General features: G+C 74.5%; 22 protein-coding genes. 15 read left to right on the top strand and 7 right to left on the bottom strand.

What is annotated here, in order from left to right:
• The first annotated feature begins 36 nt into the window (after positions 1-36).
• Together LPA42_RS27190 and LPA42_RS27185 are read left to right on the top strand one after the other, a co-directional pair.
• A complete protein-coding gene (locus LPA42_RS27190) occupies positions 37-546 on the top strand; it encodes an RNA polymerase sigma factor (RefSeq protein ID WP_077937341.1) in 510 nt (169 codons plus the stop codon).
• Entirely contained in the window at positions 543-1385 is an 843-nt protein-coding gene (locus LPA42_RS27185; RefSeq protein ID WP_077937342.1) for a hypothetical protein, read from the top strand. Before LPA42_RS27190 ends, LPA42_RS27185 begins: the two co-directional genes overlap by 4 nt.
• A gap of 27 nt (positions 1386-1412) precedes the next feature.
• Here the strand turns inward: LPA42_RS27185 and dmpG are convergent, their stop codons facing one another.
• Complete coding sequence (gene dmpG, locus LPA42_RS27180; protein WP_077937343.1) at positions 1413-2426, bottom strand: 4-hydroxy-2-oxovalerate aldolase; 1014 nt, start codon at positions 2424-2426, stop codon at positions 1413-1415.
• Positions 2423-3358, bottom strand: coding sequence for an acetaldehyde dehydrogenase (acetylating) (locus tag LPA42_RS27175; protein ID WP_077937344.1), 936 nt, complete (start codon positions 3356-3358; stop codon positions 2423-2425). The genes dmpG and LPA42_RS27175 overlap by 4 nt, the downstream gene beginning before the upstream one ends.
• Before the next feature lie 140 nt (positions 3359-3498).
• On the opposite strand from LPA42_RS27175, the gene LPA42_RS27170 reads away from it, so the two are divergent.
• On the top strand, positions 3499-4317 hold the full coding sequence (locus LPA42_RS27170; protein ID WP_228986945.1) for an IclR family transcriptional regulator: 819 nt from the start codon (positions 3499-3501) through the stop codon (positions 4315-4317).
• Positions 4318-4413: 96 nt separating this feature from the next.
• On the opposite strand, the gene LPA42_RS27165 is transcribed toward LPA42_RS27170, so the two are convergent.
• Positions 4414-5127, bottom strand: coding sequence for a hypothetical protein (locus LPA42_RS27165; RefSeq protein ID WP_077937345.1), 714 nt, complete (start codon positions 5125-5127; stop codon positions 4414-4416).
• Between the two features lie 73 nt (positions 5128-5200).
• Between LPA42_RS27165 and LPA42_RS27160 the strand changes: the two genes are divergently transcribed.
• On the top strand, positions 5201-6028 hold the full coding sequence (locus LPA42_RS27160; RefSeq protein WP_091281807.1) for a PIG-L family deacetylase: 828 nt from the start codon (positions 5201-5203) through the stop codon (positions 6026-6028).
• 102 nt (positions 6029-6130) lie between these two features.
• Here the strand turns inward: LPA42_RS27160 and LPA42_RS27155 are convergent, their stop codons facing one another.
• Complete coding sequence (locus LPA42_RS27155) at positions 6131-8230, bottom strand: cellulase family glycosylhydrolase (protein ID WP_077937347.1); 2100 nt, start codon at positions 8228-8230, stop codon at positions 6131-6133.
• A 487-nt stretch (positions 8231-8717) separates the two neighbouring features.
• Between LPA42_RS27155 and LPA42_RS27150 the strand changes: the two genes are divergently transcribed.
• From LPA42_RS27150 to LPA42_RS27110, 9 genes are all read left to right on the top strand, one after another.
• Positions 8718-9770 carry a LacI family DNA-binding transcriptional regulator gene (locus tag LPA42_RS27150; protein ID WP_228986944.1) on the top strand — a complete coding sequence of 351 codons (1053 nt, stop codon included), beginning with the start codon at positions 8718-8720 and terminating at the stop codon, positions 9768-9770.
• Between the two features lie 129 nt (positions 9771-9899).
• Positions 9900-10694, top strand: coding sequence for a class I SAM-dependent methyltransferase (locus tag LPA42_RS27145; protein WP_158229405.1), 795 nt, complete (start codon positions 9900-9902; stop codon positions 10692-10694).
• A 223-nt stretch (positions 10695-10917) separates the two neighbouring features.
• Positions 10918-12549 carry an ABC-F family ATP-binding cassette domain-containing protein gene (locus LPA42_RS27140; RefSeq protein WP_077937350.1) on the top strand — a complete coding sequence of 544 codons (1632 nt, stop codon included), beginning with the start codon at positions 10918-10920 and terminating at the stop codon, positions 12547-12549.
• Between the two features lie 181 nt (positions 12550-12730).
• A complete protein-coding gene (locus tag LPA42_RS27135; RefSeq protein ID WP_077937351.1) occupies positions 12731-13156 on the top strand; it encodes a hypothetical protein in 426 nt (141 codons plus the stop codon).
• A gap of 2 nt (positions 13157-13158) precedes the next feature.
• On the top strand, positions 13159-13560 hold the full coding sequence (locus LPA42_RS27130; RefSeq protein WP_077937352.1) for a hypothetical protein: 402 nt from the start codon (positions 13159-13161) through the stop codon (positions 13558-13560).
• A gap of 187 nt (positions 13561-13747) precedes the next feature.
• Positions 13748-14995 (top strand): M48 family metallopeptidase, encoded by a 1248-nt coding sequence (locus LPA42_RS27125; RefSeq protein WP_158229406.1) that lies wholly within the window; start codon positions 13748-13750, stop codon positions 14993-14995.
• A 65-nt stretch (positions 14996-15060) separates the two neighbouring features.
• Entirely contained in the window at positions 15061-15969 is a 909-nt protein-coding gene (locus LPA42_RS27120) for a hypothetical protein (RefSeq protein ID WP_077937354.1), read from the top strand.
• Between the two features lie 25 nt (positions 15970-15994).
• A complete protein-coding gene (locus LPA42_RS27115; protein ID WP_077937355.1) occupies positions 15995-16447 on the top strand; it encodes a protein phosphatase in 453 nt (150 codons plus the stop codon).
• A gap of 177 nt (positions 16448-16624) precedes the next feature.
• Positions 16625-17569, top strand: a complete 945-nt coding sequence (locus LPA42_RS27110) for an acyltransferase domain-containing protein (RefSeq protein ID WP_077937356.1) — start codon at positions 16625-16627, stop codon at positions 17567-17569.
• Between the two features lie 28 nt (positions 17570-17597).
• On the opposite strand, the gene LPA42_RS27105 is transcribed toward LPA42_RS27110, so the two are convergent.
• A complete protein-coding gene (locus tag LPA42_RS27105) occupies positions 17598-18602 on the bottom strand; it encodes an LLM class flavin-dependent oxidoreductase (protein ID WP_077937357.1) in 1005 nt (334 codons plus the stop codon).
• A 174-nt stretch (positions 18603-18776) separates the two neighbouring features.
• Between LPA42_RS27105 and LPA42_RS27100 the strand changes: the two genes are divergently transcribed.
• Both LPA42_RS27100 and LPA42_RS27095 read left to right on the top strand, forming a co-directional pair.
• A complete protein-coding gene (locus tag LPA42_RS27100; RefSeq protein ID WP_077937358.1) occupies positions 18777-19586 on the top strand; it encodes an SDR family NAD(P)-dependent oxidoreductase in 810 nt (269 codons plus the stop codon).
• Entirely contained in the window at positions 19583-20551 is a 969-nt protein-coding gene (locus LPA42_RS27095; protein ID WP_077937359.1) for an aldo/keto reductase, read from the top strand. Before LPA42_RS27100 ends, LPA42_RS27095 begins: the two co-directional genes overlap by 4 nt.
• Positions 20552-20585: 34 nt before the next feature.
• Here the strand turns inward: LPA42_RS27095 and LPA42_RS27090 are convergent, their stop codons facing one another.
• Together LPA42_RS27090 and LPA42_RS27085 are read right to left on the bottom strand one after the other, a co-directional pair.
• On the bottom strand, positions 20586-21140 hold the full coding sequence (locus tag LPA42_RS27090; RefSeq protein WP_077937360.1) for an AAA family ATPase: 555 nt from the start codon (positions 21138-21140) through the stop codon (positions 20586-20588).
• Positions 21141-21169: 29 nt separating this feature from the next.
• On the bottom strand, positions 21170-22948 hold the full coding sequence (locus LPA42_RS27085; RefSeq protein WP_077937361.1) for an FtsX-like permease family protein: 1779 nt from the start codon (positions 22946-22948) through the stop codon (positions 21170-21172).

Genomic DNA, 22948 nt, shown 5'->3' with positions numbered 1-22948 from the left:
TCCGGAACCGACCAGCTCTGGTGGAGACTTTGACCGATGCGTGACGCCGCGGAGTTCGACGCTTTCTACTCCGCGTCCGCCCACCGGGTGCTGGGACAGTTGTACGCGATGGTCGGCAACCGGGCCGAGGCCGAGGACGCGGTGGCCGAGGCGTACGCCCGGGCCTGGGACCGCTGGGCCGCGGTGCGCGGGTGCGACAGCCCGGAGGCGTGGGTACGCCGGGTGGCATACCGGGTGGCGGTCAGCGCCTGGCGCAAGACCGTCAACCGGATGCGTGCCCACCGCCGGGAGGTCACCGAGCAACGCGTCGACGCGGCCTCGGTCGACCACGTCGCGATCGTGGCCGCGCTGCGGCACATCCCCGCCGAGCAACGCCGGGCCGTGGTGCTGCACCACCTGGTCGGGCTGAGCGTGGCCGAGATCGCGGCGGAGGTCGGCACCAACGAGAACACCGTCAAGACGCGGCTGGCCCGGGGCCGTCGGGCCCTCGCCGCACACCTGACCGAACCGGAGCACCACGGCGTGGACGAAAGGGCGCGGTCATGAGTTCTGACAACCAGCTCGCCGACGCCCTGCGGGCGCTGGCGGGCCACGGCGGGCAGGGGACGGTCCCCGCCGCCGCCGATGTCCGACGGCGCGGCGACGCCCGCCGCCGGCGGCGCCGGACCGCGTCGGTGTCGCTCGCCGCCCTCGCCGTCGCCGCGCTCGGCGCGGGTGTCGCCCTCGCCGGAGCCGGTGGCCGGCCGCACCCCGTCCCGATCGGGCCGGCGGGCCCCACCTCCGGCCCGGTCGCGTCGCCCTGGCCGGACCCCACGTCGCCGGGGCCGGACCGCACCTCGCCCGCGCCGGACCGCACGTCGTCCGGGCCGGAGCGCACGTCGTCCGGGCCGACCGGCGGCACGTCCGCCCCGCCCACCGGATCGTCCGGCCCGCCCGCCGGCCCCCCGGGCGGCGACCCGGTGCTGTCCGGGCAGCGTCAGGTCACCGTCGTACGGGTGGCCGCCTCGGCGGGCGGCGTGTCGCTGCTCGACGGCGGCCGGCTGGCCGAGGTCGACGGCGACGAGGGCCGCCAGCTGTTCGTCTTCGCGCCGCTGGGGGACACCTACCAGATCCGCGCCGCCGAGCCCGGCCCCGACGGGGCCGACACCTGCTGGGAGGTCCGGTCGTCGGGCAGCGAGCCGCTGCGCATCGAGGCGGCCGGATGCGCGCGGGACGAACCGAGGCAGCGGTTCACGGTCGTCCGCGACGGTTCGGCGTACGCGATCAGCAGCCAGTCGGCGTACCTGCAGTTCTCGCCGACGTGGGGGCTGATCCTGGAGGAGGCCGGCGACGCGGCCGTGACCACCCGGTTCCGGCTGGTCGACAACGGCTCCGCGCCGGGCTGACCGGCCGGGGCGGGGCTGGGCCAGCCGCTACGACCGCTGTCGTCGCAGGTCGAGCGCGATGTCGACGATCATGTCCTCCTGGCCGCCGACCAACTGCCGCCGACCCACCTCGACGAGGATGCTGCGGGTGTCGAGGCCGTACTCGGCGGCGGCGGCCTCGGCGTGGCGCAGGAAGCTGGAGTAGACCCCGGCGTACCCGAGGGTCAACGTCTCGCGGTCGACGCGCACCGGACGGTCCTGGAGCGGGCGGACGATGTCGTCGGCGGCGTCCATGAGCGCGAACAGGTCGCAGCCGTGCTCCCAGCCGGTGAGGTCGGCGACGGCGACGAACGCCTCGATCGGGCAGTTCCCGGCGCCGGCGCCCTGGCCCGCCAGGGACGCGTCGACCCGGTACACCCCCTCCTCGACGGCGGCGACCGAGTTGGCCACGCCGAGGCCCAGGTTGTGGTGGGCGTGGATGCCGATCTGGGTCTCCGGCGCGAGCACGTCGCGGTACGCGCGCACGCGCTCCCGGACGCCGTCCATCGTCAGCCGGCCCCCGGAGTCGGTGACGTAGACGCAGTGCGCGCCGGCCGCCTCCATGATCCTCGCCTGCTCGGCGAGCAGCTTCGGCGGCGCCATGTGCGACATCATCAGGAAGCCCGAGACGTCCATGCCCAGCTCCCGCGCGGCGGCGATGTGCTGGTTGGCGATGTCCGCCTCGGTGCAGTGGGTGGCGATGCGGATCGAACGGATGCCGTGGTCCCAGGCCTTCCGCAGCTCGTGCACGGTGCCGATGCCGGGCAGCAGGAGGCCGGTGAGGGTCGCCCGGCGCACCACCTCGGCGGCGGCCTCGATCCACTCCCAGTCGGTGTGCGCCCCGGGGCCGTAGTTGATGCTGCTGCCGGCGAGCCCGTCGCCGTGCGAGACCTCGATCGCGGCGACGCCGGCGGCGTCCAGGGCCGCGGCGACGGCCCGGACCTGGTCGAGGGTGTAGCGGTGCCGGATGGCGTGCATGCCGTCGCGGAGGGTGACGTCCTGGACGTAGATCCGGGTGCTCATCGGGCCGCCACCGCCGTCGCCAGTCGCTCGCCGACCTGCCGCGCGGCGGAGGTCATGATGTCCAGGTTGCCCGCGTACGTCGGCAGGTAGTGGCCCGCCCCCTCCACCTCCAGGAACACGCTGACCACCCAGCGGTCGCCGGGTGGGGCGTGCGGGACGAGGTCGGCTTCCGGGCTGCTCGCCGTGATCCTGCGGAACTGGACGTCCTGCTTGAGCCGGTACCCGGGCACGTACGCCCGGACCTTCTCGGCCATGGTCAGCACGGCCGCCGTGACCGCGTCGCGGTCGCAGTCGTCGACGACGCAGAAGACGGTGTCGCGCATGATCAGCGGCGGCTCGGCGGGGTTCAGCACGATGATCGCCTTGCCGCGCCGGACCCCGCCCACCTGCTCGATCGCCCGCGAGGTGGTCTCGGTGAACTCGTCGATGTTGGCCCGGGTGCCGGGGCCGGCCGAGCGCGACGAGATCGACGCGACGATCTCGGCGTAGTGCGTGGTGGCGGCCGAGGCGATCGCGGCGACCACGGGGATGGTCGCCTGCCCGCCGCAGGTCACCATGTTCAGGTTGCGGGCGCCGAGGTGCTCGTCGAGGTTGACCGGCGGCACCACGTACGGGCCGATCGCCGCCGGCGTCAGGTCGACGAGCGTGAGGTCGGCCCCCCGCAGGGCCGCGTCGTTGGCGAGGTGGGCCTGCGCCGACGTGGCGTCGAACACGATCCGGACGTCGCCGAAGTCGGGATGGTCGAGCAGCCCCCGCACGCCGGTCGGGACGACCGGCACGCCGAGCCGGGCCGCCCGTGCCAGCCCGTCGGAGCGGGGGTCGATGCCGACGAGGGCGGCGACCTCCATCGTCTCCGACCCCCGCAGGATCTTGATCATCAGGTCGGTGCCGATGTTGCCGGAGCCGATGATGGCGACCTTCGTCTTGGGCATGTCTCCTGCTCCTTGGCCTGGGACGAAAACGGACACCCCGGCCGTTCCGCCCGGCGGACGACCATGCCGGCGCTGGCGCACCCGGCATCCCGGCCTCCAGGTGTAGACGCCGCGCCCACCGGCTGGCAACCTCGTGTTCCATGCCACGGAACAACACGGCGGGATCCGCCGACGCCGACGGCCCGGGCGCGCCGCCGTCCGGCCCGGCGGGCCTTACCCGGGGCAACGTGCTCGACCGGGGGGTACGGCTGCTGCGCGCGTTCCGCCCGGCGGAGGAGACCCTGCGCCTGACCGAGCTGTCCCGGCGCACGGGCCTGCCGAAGGCCACCGTGCACCGGCTGGCCGAGCAACTCGTCGGGCTGGGCCTGCTGCGCCGCGCCCCGGCGGGCTTCGGACTCGGCATCGGGCTGTTCGAACTGGGCGAACTCGTGCCGGTCAAGCTGCGCCTGCGCGAGGCCGCGCTGCCGTTCCTGCAGGACCTCTACGAGGCCACCCACGAGACCATCCACCTCGGCGTCCGCGACGGCCTCGACGTGGTCTACGCCGACAGGATCCGCGGGCACGCGGGCGTCGACACGCCGTCGCGGGTCGGCGGTCGCCTGCCGTTGACCTGCACCGGCGTCGGCAAGGTGCTGCTCGCCTGGTCCGGGCAGGAGCTCATCGACGAGGTGCTGGCGCAGCCGCTGCCCCGGCTGACCCCGCACTCGGTCACCGACCCCGGGCGGCTCGCCGACGAGCTGGCCCAGATCCGCCACGCCGGCGTCGGCTACGACCGGCAGGAGGCGGCCCCGGGGCTCTCCTGCGTGGCGTCGCCCGTCCTGGTGCACGGCCGGATCGTCGCCGCGCTGTCCATCTCGGTGCCCGCCCACCGGCTGCCGCCGGCCCGGCTCGCCCCGGCGGTGCGCACCGCCAGCCTCGCCCTCTCCCGCGTCCTGTCCCGGGCGCCCGGCGACCACTGAGGGCCCCCCGGCGGCCCGCCCGCTCGCGACGGGCCGCCGCGCGGGCCCGGTCGGGGCCGCCGCCGGAGTTCGTCGCCGCCCCCGGCCCGCGCGGCCTCAGGCGAGCAGGACCTCCCGCATCCGCGCGCCCGGGTTGAACCCGCCGACCACCCGGTTACCGGCCGGGTCGTGCACGTCGAGGGTGTTGTTGCGGCGCATCAGCTCGCGCACCGCGGGCGGCAGCCGGGGCGGGTCGTCCATGGTGGCGAGGATCTGCCCGGCGGTCGAGATCAGACGCTCGGCCAGGGCCGCGGCATCGGTGTCCACCCGCACCCGGCCGTACTCCCAGCCGGCGGTGGTGAGGTCGAGCACCTCGAACACGTGGGTCACCAGCGGGGTCGGGTCGGTCACCCGGTCGAGCCGGGACGCCCGGTTGCCGACCACCGCGACGGCGGCGGCCACCTGCGCGTACGGGTGCAGGCCGGACGGCAGCGCGAACAGGGGCCAGCGCAGCGAGGGACCGGCCTCCTTCCACAGCGGCCGGTAGTTGCGGCGGTGCAGCAGCAGCCGCCGGCCCGTGCGCCGGTGCACGTCGTGCACCTGGGCCTGCAGCTCCGCGTGGGCCTCGTCGGCGGCCTCGCCGAGGATCCGGGCCGCCACCACCAGCCCGTCGTCGTCGTCCAGCAGCCGGGAGATGGCCTCGGCCTGTTCCGGGAACCGCGCCTGCGAGCGGGCGCCGTACCGGTGCCGGACGTCGCGCAGCAGCGCCTGCTGCCGCTCCGGGTCGAGCTGGACCCGGTTGCCACCCAGTAACTGCCGCAGCCAACGCATCTCGCCTCGATTCAGCAGACGTCGCGGACCGCGGCAATGCTAGTGGGCCGGGCTTGCCCCGTATCGTGGTGGGGTGGCCCAACGAAATCTGACCCTGATGGCAGTGCACGCGCACCCCGACGACGAGGCGACCAGCACCGGCGGCGTCCTCGCCCGGTATGCGGCGGAGGGCATCACGACGGTGCTCGTGACCTGCACGGACGGCGGGTGCGGCGACGGCCCCGGCGGCGTCAAGCCGGGCGACGAGGCGCACGACACGCAGGCCGTGGTGGCGATGCGCCGGGCCGAGTTGGCGGCCAGTTGCGAGGCGCTGAAGGTCACGCACCTGGAGACGCTCGACTACGCCGACTCGGGCATGATGGGCTGGGCGGCCAACGACGCGCCGGGCGCGTTCTGGAACACGCCGGTGGCGGAGGCGGCCGACCGGCTGGCCGAGTTGATGCGGCGCTACCGGCCCGACGTGGTCGTCACCTACGACGAGAACGGCTTCTACGGCCACCCGGACCACATCCAGGCGCACCGGATCACCATGGCCGCCGTCGAGCGGACGGGCATCCCCGCGAAGGTCTACTGGACCACCGTGCCGCGCAGCGCGTTCCAGGAGTTCGGCCGCGTCATGAAGGAGATCGGCGCCGAGTTCCCCGAGCCGGACGGGTCCGCGGAGCTGCCGCCGCTCGGCCTGCCCGACGAGGAGATCACCACCTGGGTGGACACGAGCGCCTACGGCGCGCAGAAGTTCGAGTCGCTGGCCACGCACGCCAGCCAGGCCGAGAACATCTTCTTCCTGCAACTGGGCCAGGAACGGTTCACCGAGCTGATGGGCGTGGAGACCTTCGTCCGGGTCCGCGACACCACCGGCGCGCCGACGCCCGAGGACGACCTGTTCGCCGGGCTGCGCTGAGGCGGACGCGCCCCGCCCCGGCGGGCCGTATCCCCGCTGTTCCCCGACGCGACGGGGCCCGCAGCCGCCTGGCTGCGGGCCCCGCCTGTTGCCGGACGCGGGTCAGGCGGGCGCGCCGGTGACCGACGTCCCGGATTTGGTCACCTGGTATTTGATCTTCGTGCCGCTCCAGAAGTGGAACGTCAGCGTGACCGGGCCGTCCGTGACCTCGGCGAAGAACTCGGGCTTCATGATGATCGTGTTGGCGGTGTAGTCGGGCTGGAAGTTGGACCAGAACTCCTTGTAGGGGGTCCAGTTGGCCGGGCCGGCGGGGCTGCCGTCGGCGTACGTGGCCTCCATGGTGGCGAGCTGGTCGCCGCGGAACTGGGTGGGGATGGTGAACGAGCTGGTCGTCCCGGTGGCCGCCGCCTGGGTCGGCGGGTCGTAGGTGATGATGCTGATCTGCCACGGCACGCCCTGCGAGAAGCGGGCCTCGATGGTGGCGTTGACGCCGTAGGCGCGGCTGCCGACCAGCCGGGTCAGGGCCGAGGCGGTCAGGGTGAGGGTGGTGCCGGAGACGGTGTAGTCGGTGCCGTTGACCAGGTTGGTGCTGCCCTGCCGGAGGCCCTGGAACGTCGCACCGTTGAGGTTCAGGGTGAGCGACCTGCTGGTGATGGTGCCGGTGCGGGGCACGTAGACCTGGTCCGAGGAGGCGGTGGCGGAGCGGGTGGTCAGGCTCGCCTTCATCATGTCGTAGATGCCCTGGTCCCGCCATTGCAGCGTGTTGCGGTTGAGGAACGAGCCCGCGTCCCAGAGCATCGTGGTGAGCTTGCGGATCCGGGCGTGGTAGCCGACGGCCTCGAAGAACTTGAGCAGCTCGCCGCGTTCGATGATGCCGGGCCGGGTGTAGTCGTAGCTGAGCAGCGCCCACTCGCCGACGATCACCGGGATGCCCCGGGAGACGAACGTCTGCTGGACGCGGTCGAAGCCGTCGACGATGTCCTGCTCGACGTTGCTGTCGTAGCGGGTGCCGCCGGCGATGTTGACGCTGAACGGCCACCAGCCGTAGAAGTGGACGGTCGCGGCGATGTTGCGGTCCCCGAGCTGGTCGATCGTGGCCGTCAGCGCGTCGAGCCGCTCCTGGTTGGAGTTGGTGTAGAGGGTGGGCAGCACGAGCAGCCGGGTGGCGTTGTTGCCCCCGGACTGGCGCATCAGGCGGACGAACGCGACGTTCAGCTCGCGCAGCACCTCGTCGCTCTGGGCGTCCCCGGACGTGCCGGTGAACTGCGGCTCGTTGATGCTCTCGAACGTCAGCTTCGAGGAGTGGTCGCGGAAGGTGGTGGCGAGCTGGGTCCACAGCGCGGTGTACCGGTTCATCACGTTCGTGCGGTCACCGGGATAGGTGTTGATCCACTGCCAGGAGTCGTGGTGCAGGTTGACCAACACGTAGAGACCCTCCGCCAGCGACCAGTCGACGACCTGCCGGACCTTGGCCAGCCAGGCGGGGTCGAGGGTGTACGTCGGCGCCGGCCCGTGGTGGTTGCTCCAGGTCACCGGGATCCGGATGCTGCGGTAGCCCTGCGAACGGATCTTCTGCAGCAGCGCCTGGGTCACCGGCGGGTTGCCCCAGGCGGTCTCGTCGGGGATGGCGTCGTAGGTGTTGCCCAGGTTCCACCCGGGCTGCATCGCCGCGACCGTGGCCATCGCGTCCCCGCCCGGCGACGGTGACGGCGAGGTGGTGGGCGTCGGGGACGGGGGAGGGGTGCTGGTCGGGGTCGGGGTCGGCGTGCCGCCCACGCTCCCGGTGCAGGCCACACCGTTGAGGGTGAACGAGGTCGGTGCGGTGTTGCCGCCCGACCACGAGCCGTTGAAGCCGAAGGAGACCGAGCCGTTCGTGGCGATCGCCGCGTTGTAGCTCATGCTCTTCGCGGTGACCTGGTCACCCGACGAGGTGACCGTGGCGTTCCACGCCTGGGTGACCCGCTGGCCGGACGGGAACGTCCAGCCCAGCGTCCACCCGTTGACCGCGTCGCCGAGGTTGGTGACCGACACGTCGGCGGTGAAGCCGCCCTGCCACTGGGACGGCACCGCGTACGCCACCCGGCAGCCGGCCGCCGCCTGGGCGTTGCCGGCGACCATCGTGCCCGCCATCATCAGCGTGGCGACCGCGGCGGCGATCAGGCCGATCCGCCGTCGCGTCTTTCCGAGGTACTGCGAACTCATCAGGGACTCCTCGCCATGGTGGCGGTTGAGGGGGTACGCGGGGCCGCGCGGGCGGACAGCGCCGCCCGCCCGCGCGACCGGAGAATGCGGAGTGTGCGGACGCTGCCCAGGCGTCCGCCGCGACCTTCAAGGCTCCCGAAGGGAAACGATCGGTCCGTCAAGGCCGAAAGTTTCCGGCCCGACGGTACGTCAACCGGTGATGTGCGTCAATGAATCTCGCCTCCCCGGGGACGGGGGCCGGCGGGCGGCGGTGTCGCCGGGCCCTCGCCAGGCGAGAAGCCTTTCCCGCGGGTGGCGATCCACTTCGGAAATTTTCAGATCAAGCGTGGAAAGCGTCGGTGCCCGCCGGGCGACGGCCGAACGGCTATCCTTGCGCGCGGAACGACGCCGGTGGCGCGCCACACGGCGGGACCGGCGTGGCGGGTGGCCGTCGCGGGAGCGGTGCGTCGGCGTCGTCGGCGAGGCTGGTGCGGAAGAGGAGGCCGGGTTGACACACGGCGAGTCGGGCGAGCCGGTCGACGAGGCGGGCTCGGTCGCCGATTCGACCAGGCCGGTGACGATCGCCGTCATCGCCCGGTCGGCCGGAGTGTCGATCCCGACCGTGTCAAAGGTGATCAACGGGAGGTCGGGCGTCGCCGCCGACACCCGGGCCAGGGTGGAGGCGGCCCTCAGCCAGCACGGATACCGTCGGTCGGCGCCGGTCACCCGCAGCAACATGATGGAGCTCGTCTTCGACGAGATCGAGGACATGTGGGGCCTGCAGATCATCCGCGGCGTCGAGCGGGCGGCCCGCAAGCAGCGCGTCGGCGTCGTCCTGACGGAGTTCGGCCCGCAGCACAACGCGATCCGGTACTGGATCGACGACACCCTCGCCCGCCGCCCGGACTGCCTGGTGGTGGTCGCCCAGCTCGGCGCGGAGCAGCACGACCAGCTACGCGCCCGCGGGATCCCGTTCGTGGTCTTCGATCCCACCGCCGAACTGCCCGACGACGTGCCGTTCGTCGGGGCGACGAACTGGGCCGGCGGAAGGTCCGCCACCCGCCACCTGATCGAGCTGGGCCACCGGCGCATCGCGATGATCGGGGGCCCGGAGCACGTCCTGTGCTGCCGGGCCCGGCTGGACGGCTACCGGGCCGCCATCGACGCGTCGGGCCTGCCGGTGGAGCCCGGCCTGGTCGTCCACACCGGGCTGAACCACGTCGACGGCCGGTCCGCCGCGCTTGACCTGCTGGGCCGACCCGACCGGCCCACGGCGATCTTCGCCTGCAACGACCAGCAGGCCCTCGGCGTCTACCAGGCCGCGCGGGAGCGCGGGCTGCGGATCCCCGCCGACCTCAGCGTGGTGGGCTTCGACGATCTGCCGCTGGCGGCGCTGGTCGACCCCCCGCTGACCACCGTCCACCAGCCGCTGGCCGAGATGGCCGCCACCGCCACCGAGCTGGCGCTCGCCCTCGGGCGGGGGGAACGCACCGCCCAGGTGCGACTGGAACTGGCGACGACCCTCACGGTCCGGCAGAGCACCGCACCCCCGGCGGGGTGACGTGGCCACGGGGCGGCGCAGGTCCCGGCCCGTCAGACCCAGGGTGCGCGGCTGGCGCACGGGGTGGCCCGGCCGCCCGGCGGGCGGGCGCGTCACCGTTTCGGCAGAGCCACGATGCACGATGGTGAGATGACCACGAAGGGTTACGCGTTCGACAACGCGAGCGAACAGGCCGGCAGCCACCACGACGCGCTGGCCGACCTGCTGGACGAGTCGACCCGTGAGCTGCTCGGGGCGCTGACCGAACTGGACGGCAAGCGCTGCCTCGAGGTGGCCGCCGGCGCGGGAAGCATCGCCGTGTGGTTGGCCGAACGGGGCGCCGAGGTGGTCGCCACGGACATCGCGCCGCAGCACATCCCGGCTCGTGCGCGCCTGGCCGTCCGCCGACACGACATCGTCGCCGACGGGCCGCTGGGCCTCTTCGACCTCGTGCATGCCCGCCTGCTGCTCGGCCACCTGCCCCGACGTGAGGAGGCCCTGCGGCGGATGGTCGCGGCGGTGGCGCCCGGTGGCGTGCTGCTCGTCGGCGAGTTCGCGCCCGCCCCCGGCGACTTCGTGACGTACGCGCCGGACGAGGCGACCGCCGACGTGCTGACCCGCTACATGGCGGCTCATGCGGCGGCTCTCGTGGCCGCCGGCTTCGACCTCGCGTGGCCCCAGCGGGCTCCTGCGGCCTTCGTCGCGGCGGGCCTCACCGAGGTGGCCTTCCGGGTGCGGGGCGGCAGCTGGCGCGGCGGCGATCCGGGCTGCCGGCTGCTGCGTGCCGGCATCCCGCAGTTGCGGCCCGCGCTGCTGGCGCAGGGCCTGACCGACGCGGATCTGGCGGCGGCGATCGAGGCTCTCGGCGATCACCGGGTGATCGTGAACGGTTTCCACTTCATCCAGATCAGCGGCCGCGCCGCGTCGTCGCGCGGTGCGGCCTGAGCCGGATCCAGGACGCCGGGCGGCGAAGGCCCGGTGAGCTATCCTGGCTCCAGCCGACCGGACAGGAGCACAGCGTGGCAGGTGACGACGACATCTCCGGGTGAGAGCCCGCAGCGGTGACCGACGGCGCACGACCCGCGCCTTCGCGTCGCCCATGTCGTCATGCCCTGCTCACGCCGGGCGGCGCGTGCGCGCCCGGATCACCTGTCTGCCGAGGTTCCCCATGTCCGACAGTCATGTCGTCAGCTCCGCCCTGTCCTTTTCCTGGCCGGACGGCACCCCCGTCTTCCAGGACCTGTCGTTCTCCGTGCCCGGCGGCCGCACCGGCCTGGTCGCGCCCAACGGCGCCGGCAAGTCGACCCTGCTGCGGCTCGTCGCCGGCGAGCTCCGGCCCGCCAGCGGCAGCATCACCGTCGAGGGAACGCTGGGCTACCTGCCCCAGCACCTGCCCTTCGCCCGGTACCAGACGGTCGCCCGGGTGCTCGGGGTCGACCACGTCGTCGCCGCGCTGCACGCCATCGAGGCCGGCGACGCCGCCGAGGAGCACTTCACCAACGTCGGCGACGACTGGGACGTCGAGGAACGGGCCCGCGCCGAACTCGACCGCCTCGGGCTGACCGACGTCGCGTTGGACCGCCGGCTCGGCACCCTCAGCGGCGGCGAGGTGGTGTCCCTCGGCCTCGCCGCCCAGTTGCTCAAGCGGCCCGACGTGCTCCTGCTCGACGAGCCGACCAACAACCTCGACGGCGAGGCGCGGGCGCGGCTGACCGCCGTGCTCCGCTCCTGGGCCGGCTGCCTGCTCGTGGTCAGCCACGACCGGGCGCTGCTGGACGAGGTGGACCGCATCGCCGCCCTCGACCACGGCGAGATCCGCTGGTACGGCGGCAACCACACCGAGTACGAGCAGGCGGTGCGGGCCGAGCGGGAGGTCGCCGAGCGGCAGGTGCGGCAGGCCGCGCAGGACGTCAAGCGGCAGAAGCGCGAGCTCCAGCAGGCCCGCGAACGGGCCGCCCGCCGCGCGTCCACCGCCTCGCGCAACCTGGCCGACGCGGGGCTGGCCCGGATCGTCGCCGGCAACCTCAAGCGCGACGCGCAGGTGTCGGCGGCCCGGTCCAACGACGTGCACGCCGCGCGCCTCGGCGCGGCGCAGGCCCGGCTGGATCAGGCGAGCGCGGCTGCCCGCCGGGACGACGACCTCGCCCTCGACCTGCCGGAGACGACGGTGCCCGCCGGCCGCACCGTCTTCCACGGCGAGGCCCTGCAGGCCGCCTACGACGGGCGTCCGGTCTTCGCCGGCGACGGCGTCGGCCTGGACATCCGTGGCCCCGAACGGGTCGCCCTCGTCGGGCCGAACGGCGCGGGCAAGTCCACCCTGCTGCGGTTGGTCGGCGGCCACCAGGAGCCGGTCTCCGGCACCGTCGCGCGGGCGGAGGGCCGGGTGGCGTACCTGTCGCAGCGCCTCGACCTGCTCGACCCGGACCGGACGGTCGCCGCCAACCTCGCCGTCTTCGCGCCCTCGCGCAGCGAGGCGGACCGGATGAACCTGCTGGCCCGCTTCCTGTTCCGGGGCGCCCGCGCCCACCTGCCGGTCGGCGTGCTGTCCGGCGGTGAACTGCTGCGCGCCACGCTGGCGTGCGTCCTGAACGCCGAGCCGGCACCGCAGCTGCTGCTGCTCGACGAGCCCACCAACAACCTCGACCTGGCCAGCGTGGCGCAGCTGGAGAGCGCGCTCCTGGCGTACCGGGGGGCGTTCGTCGTGGTCAGCCACGACGACCGTTTCCTGGCCGCGATCGGGGTGGACCGCTGGCTCCGGCTGGCCGGCGGCCGGCTCACCGAGGCGGGCGGGCCGCAGTGATCGGCCGGCCACCCGCCGACCAATCTGTCCTAGGACGCTTTAGGGGGTGTGCGCCGGCCGGCGGCTGAGCAACGGCCCTGGGCAGGATGAGTAGCGGCTACTCAGGCGTCGGGCCGCGCGGTGGCGTGAACTGGTTCCACCGCCGGCACCGCGCCGGCGCCGAGAGGGAAGGAACCCGGCAATGGGACTGTTCAAGCAGCTCAAGGACATGCGGAACGTCGTCGAGGCGGCCCCCGCGATGATCTCCGAGGCCCGCGCCCTGCAGCAGCAGGCCAGCCAGGCCCAGGCCGCCGGCGGCTTCGGCCCCGGCTACGGCGGTGGCGTCGCCGGCTACGGCAACGTGGCGGTGCCGCAGCCGGCCGACGTGCCGCCGGGCGACCCGCGCCTCACCCCGATCGAGGGGGTCGGCCTGGAGCTGTACGCCCGGGCGTCGAAGGCCGCCGCCACCCGCGGCCTCGACGAGGCCGGCATGGCCCGGTACGCCGCCACCCTCGGCGTCGACCCGGCCGCCTGGCCGGCGGCCGTCGCCGGGTGGAACGCCCGGATGCGGGGCGACATGCAGCTCGCCACCCACTTCGGTCGGCTCTACCAGGAAGCGCAGGTCTGACCATGGGATTCTTCAGCTCGCTGCGGGACCTGCGCCGCCAGGCCGACGAGATCGACCGCACCTACGACCCGGGGGCCCAACTGCGCCAGGGGCTGGCCGCCATGCAGCAGATGCGCCAGCAACTGGCCGGTCAGCAGGCGACCGCCCACCTCGCCACGACCGGCACGCCGGCGACGGCCACGATCGTCGGGCTCCGCCAGACCGGGGGGTACGTCAACCACGCCCCCCTCGTCGAGATCCAGCTCATGGTCACCCCCGCCGACCGGCCGCCGTTCCCCGCCACGCACACCGGCCTCGTGCCGCCGGTGTACCTCGGTCAACTCCGACCCGGCGGCACGGTGGCGGTCCGCTACAGCCCGACCGACCCGAACAGCGTCGCCGTCGTCTGGGGCGAACCGGCGTGACACCCGCCTGCCACAGTGGATGGTGGCCGCCGGCCATGGCCGGCGCGATCTGGGCCACCGTCGCGACCCGTCTGATCGCCACGCCTGGATCCGCAGGCGCCGCGCTATAGACTCCGGCGTCGTGCCGACGACGACGAGGACGCCGAGCAGGTGTCCGTCCTGTGCCCACGACCTGTTTCCGCCGCAGGTGGGCACGGTTCCCTGGTGCCCCGCCTGCCGGTGGAACCTGGAGGTGTACGACGTCGCCCTGGCTCCCTGGCGCGGCACCAGGACGATCGGCCGATGGGGATTCCGGCGCGGGCTCAAGCTCGACCGGTCGACGCACGAGCAGCTGCTGGCCGACCCGCAGGGGCGCGAGGCCGGCGCGTCGACCGGTGAGGTCTGGCTGTTGGCGGTCTCCGTGGTGCTGGCCCTGCTCGGGGTGGCCGCGCTGGGCTATCTCGGCTGGCTCGTGGTCGCCAGCGACCTGTCGCCGGGGATCCGGCTGGTCCTGGCGATCCCCGCCGTGCTCGTCCTGCTGCTGGTCAAGCCCGCGTTCGGGCGGGTGCCCAGGCATGGCCTGATCACCGAGCGCGCGGCCCCCGAGCTGCACCGGCTGGTGCGCGAGGTCGCCGAGGCCGCCGGAACGCCGGTCCCTGACGTGATCTGCGCCGACCTGAGCATCAACGCCGCGGTCGCCCAGCTGGGGTGGCGCCAGCGGTCGGTGCTCGTCATCGGCATCCCCCTCTGGGTGATGCTGCCGCGGGCCGCCCGCGTCTCGGTCCTGGCCCACGAACTGGGTCACCTCGCCAACGGCGACCCGTTGCGGGTGCGGTGGACGCTGCCGGCGAGGACGTTCGGCGCCCGGGCGGTGGCGGCCACCGGTGGGCGGAACCCGTGGCGGCGGGCCCTCGGCACGGCGGACTCGCTGGCCGAACGGCAGAGTGGCCTGGTCGTCCTCCTCGGGATGGCCGTCCACGGGACCATCGCCCTGGTCAATGTCGTCGGCGCGACCGTGCAGCTGCTCGTCGACAGCGTCGCGATGCCCGACAGCCGCCGCGCCGAGTACCGGGCCGATCTGGTCGCCCGCCGGGTCGCCGGCACCGCGCCCTTCCTCCGCTCGTCGGAGACGGTGCTGCTCGCCGACCGGATCTGGCGGGACCTGTGGCATCTGGCGCCCCGCATCGACGGTGAACAGCTCGAGGAGCTGGCGGCCGAGGCCCGGCAACGCCTGGCCGTCCAGCTGCCGCTGGCCCGTCAGGTCAGCCGGCGGGCCACCGACCTGTGGAGCACCCACCCGAGCGAGGACCAGCGGATGCGCCTGATCGAGGCCCTGCCCGACGTCGACGGGGCCCTCCGCGTCGACGACACCCGCTGGGCCGCGATCGACACCGAACTCAAGCCCTGGCGTCGCGCCGCGCACCACGCCCTCCTGGGAACCCGGGACCGGTACTGAGGCGCCTGCCCGCCGCCCGGCCGACGAACTTCGTACCCGGACGGGCCCGTGACATGATGGCGCCCATGGCAAACCAGGGGGACGTCGGCGGGCCCCACCGCCGCAGTGGGTCGGGCGCTCTCGCGGACGGCGCGGACGGTGACAGCGCCGAGGCGCGGCTCGCCCTCGCCCAGCACCCCGAGACGCCCCAGCTGACCCTCATCGACCTGGCGGCCGACCCGTCGCCCCTGGTCCGCAGGGCGGTCGCGGGCCGCACCGACGCGCCCGCCCAGGCGCTGCGGCCGTTGGCCCGGGACCACGACCGTCAGGTCAGGGAGGCCGTGGCGCGGAACCCCTCGGCCTCGGTCGGCAACCTGGTGCGGCTGGTCAAGGACGCCGACCGGTGGGTCCGCTGGGCGGTCGCCGGCAATCCGGCCTGCGACGAGTCGGTTCGCCGGGTGATGGCGCAGGCCCACGACAAGGAGCTTCGCGGTCTCCTCGCCGAGTCGCGCGAACTGGAGCCCGACCTGGCCGCGCGGCTGGTCGACGACGTCTCCCCCGAGGTGCGGGAACGTCTCGCCACCCACACCCACGACCCCGAGGTGATCACCGCCCTGCTGGCCGACCGCACCGCGCGCGTACGCCGGGGGCTCGCCCGCAACCCGCGGACCAGCACCGCCCAGCGTGGCGCGCTCGCCCGGGACCCCGTGGCGGACGTGCGCGTCGCGTTGGTGCTCGCGGTCGAGCTGACCGAGGCGGACCTGCGGCACCTGGTCGACGACCGGTCGGTGCAGGTGCGGATGGCGGTGGCGACGTCGGAGCTGGTTCCGCCGCACATCCGGCAGGCGCTCCGTGACGACCCCGACGAGATGGTCGCCGACGCGGCGCGAAGCCCCCGCCCCGGGCGGGGCAACTCCCCGGTGGTGCAGGCTCCCCGCGTCGGCCACCGGGCCGCCGGCGGCGACCGGCGTCGACCGGGCGGTGCCCGGCGCTGACGCCGGCGGTGGGGAAGGTGTGGCGATGACCGAAGCCGGTTGGCAGCCGAGCGCGCCGGGCGTCATGCGACTGCCGTCCGGACGGCTGGTGCGTGGCCGTGGCCTGCGGAACCCGCTGCCGGACGGGCCCGAGCCGCAGTTCGGGGTCTACCTGGTGGGCGCCCCGCCGGGGCCGGTGCCGTGGGACAGCCGGTGGGTCCGCTGCCGCGACTTCTGGCTGCCGGCCGACCGCGCGGACTTCGTGGCCGCCCTGCGCGAGGCGCTGGACCGGGCCGGCACGCAGCGGGTCGAGCTGGCCTGCGGGGGCGGCTTCGGGCGCACCGGGACGGGACTGTCGTGCCTGGCGATCCTCGACGGGGTGCCCCCGGCCGAGGCCGTCGCCTACGTCCGCGCGCACTACCTGCCCCAGGCCGTGGAGACGCCGTGGCAGCGGCGTTTCGTCGCCCGCTTCGACCCGGCGGCGCAGCACCGCCGCTGACCGGCCCGTGCCCCGGTCCGCCGCCCCTGTTCGTGCTCCCGCCCGCACCGGGCCAGCACGGCGAGGTCGGCCGGACCGAGGCGGCCCAACCGAGGCCAGCCGAACCGAGCGGTCCAACCGAGGCGGCCGAGGTCGCCGGCCTGTCGCGGCGGCCCGGCGGCCGGTAGCGTCGTCGGCGTGGATTTCGCCGCCATCGCCGCCCGGCTCGGGGTGCCCGTCGAGGACGTCGAGCGCGTGCACCGGCTCGCCGGGGACGGGCCGTCGGCTCCGCTGCCCGCCAGGGCCGACGCGCCCGCGATCCTCGACCGGCTCGCGGTGCCCCCGGACGACGCCGCCGAGATCATGGCCGGCTGGCCGGACGCCGACTCTCCGCTGTGGACACCCGAGCTGCGCTGGCTGCTCGATCGCTCGACCGCCCTGGTCCGCGCAGATCTCGGGGGGCACGGCTGGCTGTCGCCCGGCCCGGCGCTGCCCCGCGACCGGGGTCCCGCCTGGCGGCACCTCTACGGCTACGCCTACCTGGCGCTGGTCGACGTCGTCAGGGGCTACCACCGCGACCACGGCATCGCCGACGCCGTGTCGTGGACGACCCTCGCGGACCTGGGCCGCAACCTCGCGGTCGACCGGCGGATGCGCGGCGAGGGCTGGCCGGTGATGCAGAGCTGGCTGACGCTGCACGTGCGCGGCGGCCTCTACGAGCTGGGCCGGTTGCAGCACCACCGGGGCGACGGCGCGATCGGCCTGCACATCCCCGACTCGGGGCCGTTGACCCCGGAGGCGGTCGCGGCGTCGCTCGACGAGGCCCGCGGATTCTTCCCGCGCCACTTCCCCGACGAGCGCTACACGGCGTTCGCCTGCGGCTCGTGGCTGCTCGACCCGCAGCTGCGGGAATACCTGCCCGAGAGCTCCAACATCGTGCGGTTCCAGCGGAGGTTCGAGCTGGAGCCCTACGAGGAGCCGGAAGGGCTCGACGCCGACGTCGAGGTGCTGCGGTTCGTGTTCCGCACCCTGACCACGCCGCTGGACCGGCTGCCGCGCCGCACCGCGCTCCAGCGGGCGGTCGTCGACCACCTGACGGCCGGGCGTCACTGGCAGTGGCGGCAGGGCCGCTTCCCGCTCTAGGCCGTCCGGCGCTTCCCGGCGGGCGGGGTCAGCGTGCCGGGCGCCAGCCGAGCAGGGGGCCCAGCCGGGTCGCGATGTCGGTGAGCAGCTGCACGTAGTCGGCGTGGTCGAAGGTGAAGGGCAGGGCGAAGGCCACCTCGTCGACCTCCCGGAACGCGGCGAGGGCGGTCAGTTCCTCGGCGATCCGGTCGGACGGCCCGATCAGGTCGCGGGCGAACACCATCCGCTGCGGCCCCTGCGGCGCCGCCGTCCGGGAGGTGCGCCGACGGACGTACTCCTCGTAGCGGGCGCGCTGCTCGGCGGTGGCGCTGTCGGTGGGAATGACCACCAGCCCCTGCGACACCCGGGCGGCGGGCCCGGCCGGGTGGTGGGCGCGGTACGCGCGGATGTGCGCGAGTTGGATGTCGTCGAATTCGGTGGCCTCCTCGGCCTTGACCACGCTGCTGGTCAGCAGGTTCATGCCCTGCTCGCCGGCCCAGCGCGCCGACCGGAGGCTGCCGGCGCCGTACCACATCCGGTGGATCAGGCCGGGGGAGTACGGCTGCACCCGGCGGGAGTACGCCTCGAATCCCTCGACGCCGTCGAGGTCGCTGGCCGGCTCCCCGCGTACGAGGTCGAGCAGCCGACGGACTCGGGTGTGGCCGAAGTCCTCGGCGTCGCCGGTGTCCGGATACAGTGCGTGCCGCACCCGGTCGTAGTGCATCGGCGGGCCCACGCTGACCCCCGGGTTCAACCGGCCGCCGGAGAGGACGTCCACCGTGGCCAGGTCCTCCGCGAGGCGGAGCGGGTTCTCCCAGCCGAGCGGGATGACCGCGGTGCCGAGCTCGATGCGGCGGGTGCGCTGCGTGGCGGCCGCCAGCACGGCCACCGGCGAGGAGATGCCGAACTGGAGGTGGCGGTGACGCACCCAGGCGCTGTCGAAGCCGAGCTGCTCGCCGAGCTCGATGAGGTTCAGCGTCGCCTCGTGGCCCGCCAGGGGATCCGCCTCGTCGAAGAGGCCGATCGTGAGGAAGCCGAGCTTGTGCAGGGACACTGGGGTCTCCGTCGCTGGTGGGGGAGGGCGTCACCACGATAACCCCCCTGGGTCATGGGAAATGGGCGACCGGTGGTGACTGCGGCGCCGGGGTTTCGGTGCGATGCTTCGACAGGAGACGATGAGCGACCACGCCGGCCGGGACGGCCGCGTCCGGACCGAGTGGGGAGAGTCATGACCGGCGAGTTCACCGGACTGACCGCCGTGGTGACCGGCGGTGCCTCCGGCATCGGCCTGGCCACCGCCCGCATGCTCGCGGGGCGGGGGGCGGCCGTCGCCTGCCTCGACCTGGACCCGTTCGGGGTGCCGGCCCCGCTGCACGGCCTGCGCTGCGACGTCACGAGCGACACGTCGGTGACCGAGGCCGTCGCCGCCGCGGCCCACCACCTCGGCGGCATCGACATCCTGGTCAACAACGCCGGCGTCGGCGCGCAGGGGTCCGTCGAGGCGAATCCGTCCGACGAGTGGCACCGGGTCTTCGACGTCAACGTGGTGGGCATCGTCCGGGTCACCCGGGCGGCCCTGCCCCACCTGCGGGCCTCCGCCTGCGCGGCCGTCGTCAACACCTGCTCCATCGCGGCGACCGTGGGTCTGCCCGACCGGGCGCTCTACAGCGCCACGAAGGGCGCCGTGCAGGCGTTGACCCTCGCCATGGCCGCCGACCACGTCGCGGAGGGGATCAGGGTCAACTGCGTCAACCCGGGCACCGCCGACACCCCCTGGGTGCGCCGGCTGCTCGACTCCGCCGCCGACCCGGCCGCCGAGCTCGCCGCCCTGCGGGCCCGCCAGCCCATGGGCCGGCTGGTCGCCGCCGACGAGGTCGCCGCCGCGATCGCCTACCTGGCCAGCCCGCTGGCCGCCTCCACCACCGGGACCGTGCTCGCCGTCGACGGCGGCGTGCACGGCCTGCGCGTCCGGCCGGCCGCCGCCGGAGGCCCCCCGCCGAGCACCCACCCCCGACCCGGCAACGAGGAGACGTCATGAGGACCACCCGCCTGGGGCGCTCGTCGGCCCCGGTCACGACAGTGGGGTTCGGCGCGGCCGGGATCGGCAACCTGTACCGGGCGGTCGACGACGACACGGCCCGCCGGGCGGTCGAGGCCGCGTGGCAGGCCGGCATCCGCTACTACGACACCGCCCCGCACTACGGCCTCGGCCTGTCGGAGCGCCGGCTCGGCGCGGCGCTGGCGGGCCGGCCCCGCGCGGAGTTCACGGTCTCCACGAAGGTCGGCCGGATCCTGGTGCCGTCGCCGCAGACCGCGCATCTGCGCGACGACGCCGGCGGGTTCGACGTACCCGCCGACCACGCGCGCCGCTGGGACTTCAGCGCCGACGGGGTACGCCGGTCGCTGGAGTCCAGCCTCGCCCGGCTGGGCCTCGACCGGGTGGACGTCGTGCTGATCCACGACCCGGACGAGCACTGGCGGCAGGCGGTCGACGAGGCGTACCCGGCCCTGCACGAGCTGCGCGACCAGGGCGTGGTGGGTGCGATCGGCGTCGGGATGAACCAGTGGCAGATGCTGGAGCGGTTCGTCACCGACACCGACATCGACGCCGTGATGCTCGCCGGCCGTTACACCCTGCTCGACCAGTCGGCGGCGCGTACGCTGCTGCCCCGGTGCGGGGAACGGGCGGTCGGTGTGCTCGCCGCCGGGGTCTTCAACAGCGGCATCCTCGCCACCGAGCCACCGGGACGGACGTACGACTACGGGCCGGTGCCGGACGCGACGTACGCCAGGGCGGTGCGGATCGCGCAGGTGTGCCGCGCGCACGGGGTGAGCCTGCCGCAGGCGGCCATGGCCTTCGTGGCGCGGCATCCGGCCGTCGTCTCCGTGCTGTTCGGCGCGGGCAACGCCGAACAGGTCGACCGCAACGTGCAGCTCGCCGCCACGCCGGTGCCCGACGCCCTGTGGGGCGATCTGCTGGCCGAGGGGCTCATCGACCCGTGACCTCCCCTCCGTGCGGCGTGCGGGCGGCAGCGCCTCATCGGCCGGCGTTCACGAAGGCGGCGATCTCGTCGAGCCCCGGGCGGTAGCCGTCGCTGGTGTCCACCTCGATCTCGGGCACGGCGAGCCGGACGGGTTGGAAGCCCCGGTGGCCGAGGGCGTGGGTCTGCCGGTCACCGAGGTACGCGTCGGCGTGGGCCCGCCGGGTCGCGTTCTCGTCCTGCCGTCGCCGGACGCGGTCGAAGGCCGCCTGCGCGGTGACCTGGCAGTGCACCACCCGGACGTCGGCGATCCCGAGCAACGGCTGCAGGCCGGGGCGCCAGAGGCGGTCCTGGAAGGCCGCCTCGGCGACCGTCGTGACGCCTGCGGTCAACAGCAGCCGCAGCACCTCGAAGAACGTGGGCAGGGTCCGGAGGCTCAGCTCGTCGGTCGGTGCGGCGACGAAGTCGCCGGCCGCGTGGACCATGCCCTCCTTGATCTCGTCCCGACAGATCGCCGGGCACCCGATCCGCCGGGCGAGCAGGTGGGCGAGTGTCGTCTTGCCCGCCCCCGACGGTCCGCTGACGACGACGAGCGTCGGCCTTGTTCCCATCAGGTCGTTATAGCTCAACCGGGTGCGGGTCAGGCCGGGGTGGACCGCAGGACGTCGGCGACGGGCCGCCGGGCGGCGGCCAGGGCGGGGACGGCGGCGAGCGCGGCGACGGCGAGCAGCACCGCGCAGGCCATGGCGAGCAGCCAGGAGACGGGTGCGTACCGCTGCTCGCCCGCGCTGACGACCAGGTACAGGCCGATGCCGGCCGGGACCCCGACGGCGACGCCGAGCGTGGCGGGGAGGAGTTGCGCCACCGCCATCCCCATGGTCACCTGCGCCGGCGTGGCACCGAGCGTGCGGGCGACGGCGAGGGGGTGGCGGGCGTCGAGGACCGCGGTCCAGGTGCTCACGACGGCGTTGACCAGCCCGAGGGCGCACAGCACGCCGATGACGAGCAGCATGGCCTGGATGGTCCGGGCGTCGCGGGGGTTGGCCAGCTCCGCCCCGCCGAGCCCGATCTGCCGGTCCTGCCGCAGGCCCATGAGCAGGGCGGCGAGGCCGGTCGTGGTGATCAGGGTGTTCACCATGACGAGGCGGGCGCGGCGGGGGCGGCGGGCGTTGACGCGTACCCCGATCAGCAGGGCGGTGGGCATCCGGCGGGACAGCCAGACGCGCCATCCGCGCCGCCGGGGTGGCGTGGCGGCGTCGGCCAGGGCGTGGACGGTGTCGGTGGTGGCGGCGCGGAGCACGGGCGCCAGCGTCGCCGCGGCGGCGATGGCGAGGGCGAGGGCGGTGCCGGCGACCACGGCGCGCAGCCCGGGTGGCGGGGTCCCGGTGGCGCCGAGGAGCCCGGCGCCGGGGTCGGTCAGCGCCGGCGCGGCGAGCCAGCCGGCGGCGAGGCCGGTGCCGGCGGCGGCGAGCCCGACGACGAGGTGTTCGGCGAGGTGGACGGTGGCGACCATGGCCGGTCCGGCGCCGACGGCCTTGAGTAGCCCCACCCGGCGACGCTGGTCGGCGATGCGGCCGGCGACGATGTTGGCGACGCCGACCACCGCGAGGGCGGTGAGCAGCCAGCTGCCGACCAGCAGGGCCAGCCGCGCCCCCGTGACGAGCCTGCCGTTCGCCTCGGCGATCCCTGTCCAGCTCGTGTACTCGATTCCGTCTTCGCGCTTGTGGGTGAAGGAGGTGCCGACGTGCGGGTCCGCGTATCTCAGGTTCAGGGCGTACGACAGGGGCCGTGCGCCGGCCAGCGCCGAGATCTCGCCGCGGTCGACCCACACCAGGCCGGCGCTCTCCGTCAGGGGGCTGCCCGCATCGGCGCGCCAGTCGGCGCGCGGGTAGACGGCGCGGGCGGCGGTCACCGCGGTCCCGACCACCCGCAGGGGGTGGCGGTCGATGCTGACCGTGTCGCCGATGCGCATGTCGAGGGCGGCGGCGAAGGCGTGCTCGACGACCACGCCGCCGGGGCGTACCCAGGTGCCGCCGGTCACCGCCGGCCGGTCCAGGGTCGCCGGGGAGTCGTCGCGGCCCTGGACGACGGCCTGCACGGTCCGTCCTCGGGCGGTCAGCATCAGATAGCCGATCGGGTACGGTCCGCTGTGCGCGGTGACGCCGGGCGCGGTGGCCAGCGGCGCGAGGGCGGCCAGGGCCGCCGGGCCCGACGCGGCCGGCGTCGCCACCACGTCGGGGCCGGCGGTGGCGGCCCGGGTCCGCTCGTACGGCTTCGCGAGAGCGTCGTTCAGGGTGAGGCCGAGGGTCAGGGTCGCGGTCGCGGCGCTGATGGCGAGCAGCAGTAGTGCGGTCTCGACGCGGCGTCGGCGCAGGTCCCGCGCCAGCAGCCGACACACGAGCAGCAGACGTCCCGTCAT

It is taken from the genome of Micromonospora sp. DH13 (assembly GCF_020873825.1).
GTDB classification, from domain to species: Bacteria; Actinomycetota; Actinomycetes; order Mycobacteriales; family Micromonosporaceae; genus Micromonospora; species Micromonospora haikouensis.
The sequence above is the reverse complement of the archived record's forward strand: the minus strand, read 5'-3'. Positions and strand labels throughout refer to the sequence as shown.

Bases quoted from the DNA above. Each gene is read 5' to 3' on its own strand.
- LPA42_RS27190 (WP_077937341.1), top strand. From the start codon at position 37: ATGCGTGACGCCGCGGAGTTCGACGCTTTCTACTCCGCGTCCGCCCAC.
- LPA42_RS27145 (WP_158229405.1), top strand. From the start codon at position 9,900: ATGACCACGAAGGGTTACGCGTTCGACAACGCGAGCGAACAGGCCGGC.
- LPA42_RS27170 (WP_228986945.1), top strand. From the start codon at position 3,499: ATGCCACGGAACAACACGGCGGGATCCGCCGACGCCGACGGCCCGGGC.
- LPA42_RS27095 (WP_077937359.1), top strand. From the start codon at position 19,583: ATGAGGACCACCCGCCTGGGGCGCTCGTCGGCCCCGGTCACGACAGTG.
- LPA42_RS27135 (WP_077937351.1), top strand. From the start codon at position 12,731: ATGGGACTGTTCAAGCAGCTCAAGGACATGCGGAACGTCGTCGAGGCG.
- dmpG (WP_077937343.1), bottom strand. From the start codon at position 2,426: ATGAGCACCCGGATCTACGTCCAGGACGTCACCCTCCGCGACGGCATG.
- LPA42_RS27175 (WP_077937344.1), bottom strand. From the start codon at position 3,358: ATGCCCAAGACGAAGGTCGCCATCATCGGCTCCGGCAACATCGGCACC.
- LPA42_RS27120 (WP_077937354.1), top strand. From the start codon at position 15,061: ATGGCAAACCAGGGGGACGTCGGCGGGCCCCACCGCCGCAGTGGGTCG.
- LPA42_RS27090 (WP_077937360.1), bottom strand. From the start codon at position 21,140: ATGGGAACAAGGCCGACGCTCGTCGTCGTCAGCGGACCGTCGGGGGCG.
- LPA42_RS27155 (WP_077937347.1), bottom strand. From the start codon at position 8,230: ATGAGTTCGCAGTACCTCGGAAAGACGCGACGGCGGATCGGCCTGATC.
- LPA42_RS27165 (WP_077937345.1), bottom strand. From the start codon at position 5,127: ATGCGTTGGCTGCGGCAGTTACTGGGTGGCAACCGGGTCCAGCTCGAC.
- LPA42_RS27130 (WP_077937352.1), top strand. From the start codon at position 13,159: ATGGGATTCTTCAGCTCGCTGCGGGACCTGCGCCGCCAGGCCGACGAG.
- LPA42_RS27085 (WP_077937361.1), bottom strand. From the start codon at position 22,948: ATGACGGGACGTCTGCTGCTCGTGTGTCGGCTGCTGGCGCGGGACCTG.
- LPA42_RS27100 (WP_077937358.1), top strand. From the start codon at position 18,777: ATGACCGGCGAGTTCACCGGACTGACCGCCGTGGTGACCGGCGGTGCC.
- LPA42_RS27185 (WP_077937342.1), top strand. From the start codon at position 543: ATGAGTTCTGACAACCAGCTCGCCGACGCCCTGCGGGCGCTGGCGGGC.
- LPA42_RS27115 (WP_077937355.1), top strand. From the start codon at position 15,995: ATGACCGAAGCCGGTTGGCAGCCGAGCGCGCCGGGCGTCATGCGACTG.
- LPA42_RS27140 (WP_077937350.1), top strand. From the start codon at position 10,918: ATGTCCGACAGTCATGTCGTCAGCTCCGCCCTGTCCTTTTCCTGGCCG.